This window comes from Synechococcus sp. OH2 (assembly GCF_047462155.1).
Lineage (GTDB): Bacteria > Cyanobacteriota > Cyanobacteriia > Thermostichales > Thermostichaceae > Thermostichus.
Genome location: NZ_JANSIR010000095.1, coordinates 103,097 through 108,589 on the forward strand (window position 1 = coordinate 103,097; position 5,493 = coordinate 108,589).

4 protein-coding genes and 1 pseudogene are annotated in these 5,493 nt (G+C 61.4%); all 5 read left to right on the forward strand.

Annotation, left to right across the window (positions count from 1 at the left end):
* A pseudogene (locus tag NW835_RS08965) lies at window positions 1-2,508 on the forward strand (type II secretion system protein); the annotation flags it as partial.
* Window positions 2,509-2,575: 67 nt separating this feature from the next.
* Window positions 2,576-3,340, forward strand: coding sequence for a prepilin-type N-terminal cleavage/methylation domain-containing protein (locus NW835_RS08970; protein WP_414370244.1), 765 nt, complete (start codon window positions 2,576-2,578; stop codon window positions 3,338-3,340).
* Window positions 3,341-3,394: 54 nt separating this feature from the next.
* Complete coding sequence (locus tag NW835_RS08975) at window positions 3,395-4,522, forward strand: PilW family protein (protein ID WP_414415093.1); 1,128 nt, start codon at window positions 3,395-3,397, stop codon at window positions 4,520-4,522.
* 14 nt (window positions 4,523-4,536) lie between these two features.
* Window positions 4,537-5,094 carry a Tfp pilus assembly protein FimT/FimU gene (locus NW835_RS08980; RefSeq protein WP_414415094.1) on the forward strand — a complete coding sequence of 186 codons (558 nt, stop codon included), beginning with the start codon at window positions 4,537-4,539 and terminating at the stop codon, window positions 5,092-5,094.
* A 96-nt stretch (window positions 5,095-5,190) separates the two neighbouring features.
* Window positions 5,191-5,493, forward strand: a 303-nt coding sequence (locus NW835_RS08985; protein ID WP_414415095.1) for a carbamoyl-phosphate synthase domain-containing protein, incomplete at its 3' end; no start/stop codon positions are given.

Consider the following 5,493-nt stretch of genomic DNA (forward strand, 5'->3'; position numbering starts at 1 on the left):
GCCTGGTCAGATGGCGGCGGCAAGCAGGTCACTCTGCGCCTAGAGCTGGACTGCGCGGATCCATCCCAGGACTCTCCCTACCTGGTAGAGATCCAGACCTATGAAAATACCGGCACTGCGCGATTGCGCTTTGCTACCCGCGATGGCAGCGATCTGGAAGACTACGACCTGCGCTACCTGAAGCCGCTGCCGCCAGTCAACCTGCCTTGCCAGCCGGATCCGAACAAAGCTCTGCTGACGTATCCGAGCAACCCTCTGCTGAAAATTCAGGGGCACTGCGCGGTCAGCCTCAATTGTGATCCCATTTGGGATAATAATTGGACGCCCGCTTGTGAACCCAATATTTGTCAGCCAAAGACCATCACCCAAACCAAAACAGCCAGGCTGCCCGCCGGCTGCCCCGGCACGCCGCCGACGCCCCAAACCCGGCAGATCACCTGCTACCCACAGTACAACTACGGGAATTGGTCGGCCTGGAGTCCTCAGTGCACCCAGCAGCAGCAGTGCAGCCGGGCCACCATCACCCAAACCCGCACCCGCACGGTTACGCCGCTCTGTACCAGCCAAGCTCCCTTCACCGAAACCGAAACCCAAACCATCACTTGCCAGCCGCCGGGTGCTACCTGCACCTATACAGATTGGACTCCTCAGTGCACGCTGGCCAACGGCGGCCTGACGATAACCCAAACCCGCACCGAGACCTGTACCTCGAGCTGCGGAACCACCACCCGGCCGCAAACCCAAACGGTTACCTGCCCGCAGACTTGCAACTACAACTGGGGGCCCTGGTCGCCGGCTAGCTGCGACGAGGTCATCAACCAAATCGCCTGCGGCACAACCAAAACGTTTACCCAAACTCGGACGGGCACCCTCATCGCCGGTACCAGCAGCCCCACCTGCCAACAAACCAAGACGCAGTCGCAAAATCTCACCTGTCAAGGGCGGCCTTGCGGGCCGGGTACCTTTGCGCCCGATGCTCCCGGCAAGAGCCCCTTGGGCGAGTGGATGGCGGCCAAGCCCAACACGGTGGAGCTGCGCCCCGTGGGCGAAGTTCAAGCCGAGCCGGAGCCGGAGACGATCAGCGTCCACGACGTGGCCCAGGCTGTCGATGAAGGCGTAACCATTGCCCTGGAGCCGCGGCTTTCGCCAGTGCTGGAGGTAAAAGCAGGGGTGCCCAAGCCGCCCAAGTGGCCCAGCCCTGCCGAAGCCCTGCAGGCCGCCTTCAACTGGATCTTCGGCGAGCCGGCCTACGCCGCCCGCAACGGCCTGAAGAGTAACTTGCTGCTCACCGAGATTGCCAACCCCAGCAAAGAGCCGGGCATCCGCCCTGCCGAAAGCGGCGCTCCACCGATTGCTGGCAACCCGGCTCCAAACACCGATGATTGGGCGCGGCAACTGCGGCGCCGGTTGCTCAAAGGGGATCTAACCGTCCGCTGCGACTCTGAGGAGAAAGTCGGCCCCGATGGCGGCTTCTGGGTGCCGGGGGTGTTCCGCCCCAACTTCAACGACCGCTTCAAGTACACCGCCTACACTGGCGACAGCCGCCCCAGCACGTTGCGCTTTAACAATAAGGGTAATGTAGTGGATCGGGATCCGCTGTTTGGGGACATTCCTGGCGTACAACCTCAGATGGCGCTCAACCCCTACGCTCGGGTGAATAACGCTACGGCGCAAGCTTACGCCACCACATCCACCTATCTGGACGGTTACTACATCGACGACAAAGGCAGTGAGAAAATCAGCAACGGCCTGTGCTTCTACGTCAAGCCCAACGGCAACACCATCCAGGTGCAAATCGACCGCAACGGCGGCGATAACGATGGCCTGGTGTGGGTGGATGTGGAGCCCTTCACCCTGGATCTGAACAGGCCCACCACTGGCTTTGCCGGCCCCAACCCGGTGCTGGGCGTAATCCTGGACGAGGTGACGCGGCGGCCCATTCCCATTCCCCGCTTCCAGGAGCTGGCCTCCACCGACCCGAACCAGCGCCGCCGCAACGACGATGGCAGCCAAAACCGGCAACTGCAGCCTGCCCGAGAGACGCGGGTCAACGCGGTGGCTGTTAGCGGCGTGCTCCCCTCGCGGCTGGATCAAACCGCCGGCGGCATGCACAACTTCCTGCGCCTCAACGAGCTGTGGAGAAATACCAACCTCTTCTTCAGCGGCTCAATGATCCAGCTCAACTACAGCACCTATGCCACCGGCCCCTTCTTGCAGCGCAGCTTCGAGCCGCCCAACCTGGTGCCGGATCCAACCTTTGTGCTCGGCTACGACTACTACTCCCCACCCAACCGCCGCTTCGGCTACGACGTGGGCCTGCAGATTGCTCGCCGCCCCGGCGCCGTCTCCAGCCGCTTCCAGTTCCCCTCCAACGCGCGCACAGAGTTCCTGCGCGAGCTGGATCCACAAGATCCGTATGTGCGGCGGCTGCGCTGCGCGCTCCAGGATCAGCCGGATGTGCCGTTGGATCCGTCTGCCCAGATTGGCGGCTGCAATGAGTTCAACTGATATGGAGCTGATATAGATCCGTCCGGTCAGGGGCAAATTAAAGTAGGGGCGAAATAGGGAGGGATCCATGAGCAAGGGTCGGCTTCGGTGGCAACTGGCAGCAGAGGGCTTTACCCTCATTGAGGTGTTGGCTTCGGTGGTAATCGTGGCCTTGGCCATGGCCGCCCTAGCCCCCACCCTCACGGTGATTGCCTACCGGCGGGCCATGAGCGAGCGGGTGGAGCTGGCCAACCGCCTGGCCCAGGAGGAGGTGGATCGCATCCGCACCCTGGTGGATATCGAGCTGTCGGCTGCTCCAAAGGCTTTTCAGGATCCGGCTCAACGGGATCGTCTGCCCAAAGTGGGAAAAGACCCGCTGGCCAGCACCCCACCCCCTGACGAGATGCCCGCCGATGCAAATGCCGGCGACTACACCCACAAAGACAACTATTCCCTTCGCCTGGCGCAAGTTCAAGTGCCGGGGCGGAACCCGGAAGAATACGTCATCCAAACCTTCCGCGACGAGGGAGCGCCCTGCATCGACCGGCGGGAAAGAACGGTTATTGAGGGGGTGCCCTGCAGCTTTCGCCTGGGCGTGCGGGTTTACCACCGCTTTTCTTTTGATCCAGACACGCGCAAAGCGCTGCCTGGATTGGGAACGGAGCTGGTTTCGGCCAACCAAAACTTGGCCAATGCCGATGTCTGGCTCTTTCCCCTGGCCACCTCCTTTGTAGAAATTAACCCCGCCGCCGACTTGGGAGATGTTTGCCGGCAGATAGCCATTACCATAGGTGCGGATCCCATCGAGAGGTGCCGGGCTTTCCCCCTGCCTGCCAGTCCTGTTGAAACCTGAGGTAGAGCCTAAGTTCCTTTCCGCAAACCTGTTGCAAGATGGGGGTGTTTCCCTATGTTTTTCAGGATCTTTCGCCGCCGAGCCAGCAGAGGGTTTACCCTCATCGAGCTGTTGGTCTCGCTGCTGATTGCCTCCATCTTTCTCCTGGCCACCGCCATGATCGTCATCGAGACGATGCGGCTGGATCGGGAAGAGACGGGCCGCACCCAGGTGCAGGCGGAGCTAACCCAGGCCATGGAATATATCCAGCAGGATCTGGCAGAAGCTCTCTACATTTACAACGACACCGAACAGGACGGGATCCCAGATGTTATCCAGCGGCTTTACGAGCCAGGCTGGATCCGCCGCCCCGATGACGCTATCCCGGTTGTTGCCCTTTGGAAGCTGGAACCGATCCCGCGGGGATGCTACGCGGGCAACCCCACCTTGCAAGAGATTCGCGAAGGCCGTGCCATCTTGCCTGCCCAACCACCTGCTGGGTTCCTGCTCACAAACGGCGTAGATGCCGGCGAAGATGCGGATTGGGAAACGCTGCTCAGCCGCCGCGGCATCTACACCCTGGTGGTGTACTACCTGCGCCGCAACTACAACAACGCCGGCAACCCAACAGGGAACACTCCCTGGGAAGGCAACGCGCGGATCGAGCGTTTTGAGTTACGCCCCCTCGCAAGGCAAGGTGATAACGACTGCGCCGGGCGCAGCGAGTTCTTTAGCTCCGATCCGGATCCGTTCCGGGAAGGTTTTCTCGCCTGGCCCTCTCAGCAGGCTTTGCAGCAAAGGCCCCAGACCCCCATTGCCAATAGCCAGGAAGGCCCCCGCCTGATAACTCTGGTCTCCAACATCTTCAGCAGCCGGGAGGGGAGTCCACAGGTTGCACCCGCTTGCCCGCAGGGCTATGCCTTTGGCGGTGGCAAACCCAACGGCGTCACCTTCTCAGGGTTGGCAGATAACCAGAACGACGTGGGCTTCTACGTCTGCGTGCGGCGCAGCCCCGGCGCCGACCGACCCCAGGATGTGATCATTAACATCACGGCCACGGCCATGGAGCGGGCCAACCCCGGCCTCTTCCGCCGCTATATCCAGGATGCCACCAGCGTCGATATCTCAGAGGTGTCGCGCTACCTGCTGCCGCTGCAAACTCGGGTTCTTGCCCGCGGTGTTATCAACCGTCAACTCTCCTAGGGGGAATGTCCACCATGTTGGCCTTGGAGAAAAAAACCATTGGCCCGGCGCGGCCGCTTCGATCCCAGGGCTTCACGCTGATAGAAGTCCTGGCGGTGGTGGTCATTATCGGCATTGTGGCCGGGCTGGCCGTTCCTTCCGGGATCAACATCTGGGCGCGCATCCAATTGGAGGACGCGCAAAACAAGGTGGAGCGAGCCCTGCGCACTGCCCACACCAACGCCAGAGCTTCTCTTCAAGGCCGCGCCTGGGTGGTTGAAATCGACAACTCAGATCCGAGTGTCCCCACGCTGGTGATCCAAGACGAGGAAGGCCTTTGCGATGAGCCGATCCCTTGTCAGCGGGTGCGCCTGAATAATTTTGTAACTGTAACTAGTACCTTTGCCAACGAAAGAGGGAGGGCTGTTTTCGACTCGGAAGGGCGGGCGCGTCAGTTGGGGCGCTTTGTGGTCAGCAGCACCTACTCCCAGGGCGAAAACCGCTGCGTGGTGGTGAGCACTTTGATCGGCACTCTCCGCAAGGACAACAGGCCAGAATGTGGCAACGTCGCCAACGAGGCAGAGGAAGGATAGTTGGGGTAGGATAGTCAGGCTGTTCATCCCGGCCCATTGCCCTCACCCCCGGCCCCTCTCCCAAGGGGAGAGGGGAGCTGTCTAGGTTCACAGGTTATGGTCTCCTCAACTCTTGAAGCTCCGGAAAAAGTTTTCCCCTGGCAAACTCGGCAGCCGGCTCTGCTGGTGCTGGCCGATGGCACGGCCTTTGCCGGCTGGTCGTTTGGAGCAGAGGGCACGGCGGTGGGTGAGGTGGTGTTCAACACGGGCATGACCGGCTACCAGGAGGTGATGACGGATCCAAGCTACCGGGGGCAGTTGATCACGTTCACCTGCCCGGAATTGGGGAACACGGGGGTAAACGACCTGGATCAGGAATCGGCACAGCCCCAAGCCGCCGGGATCATCGCCCGCAACGTG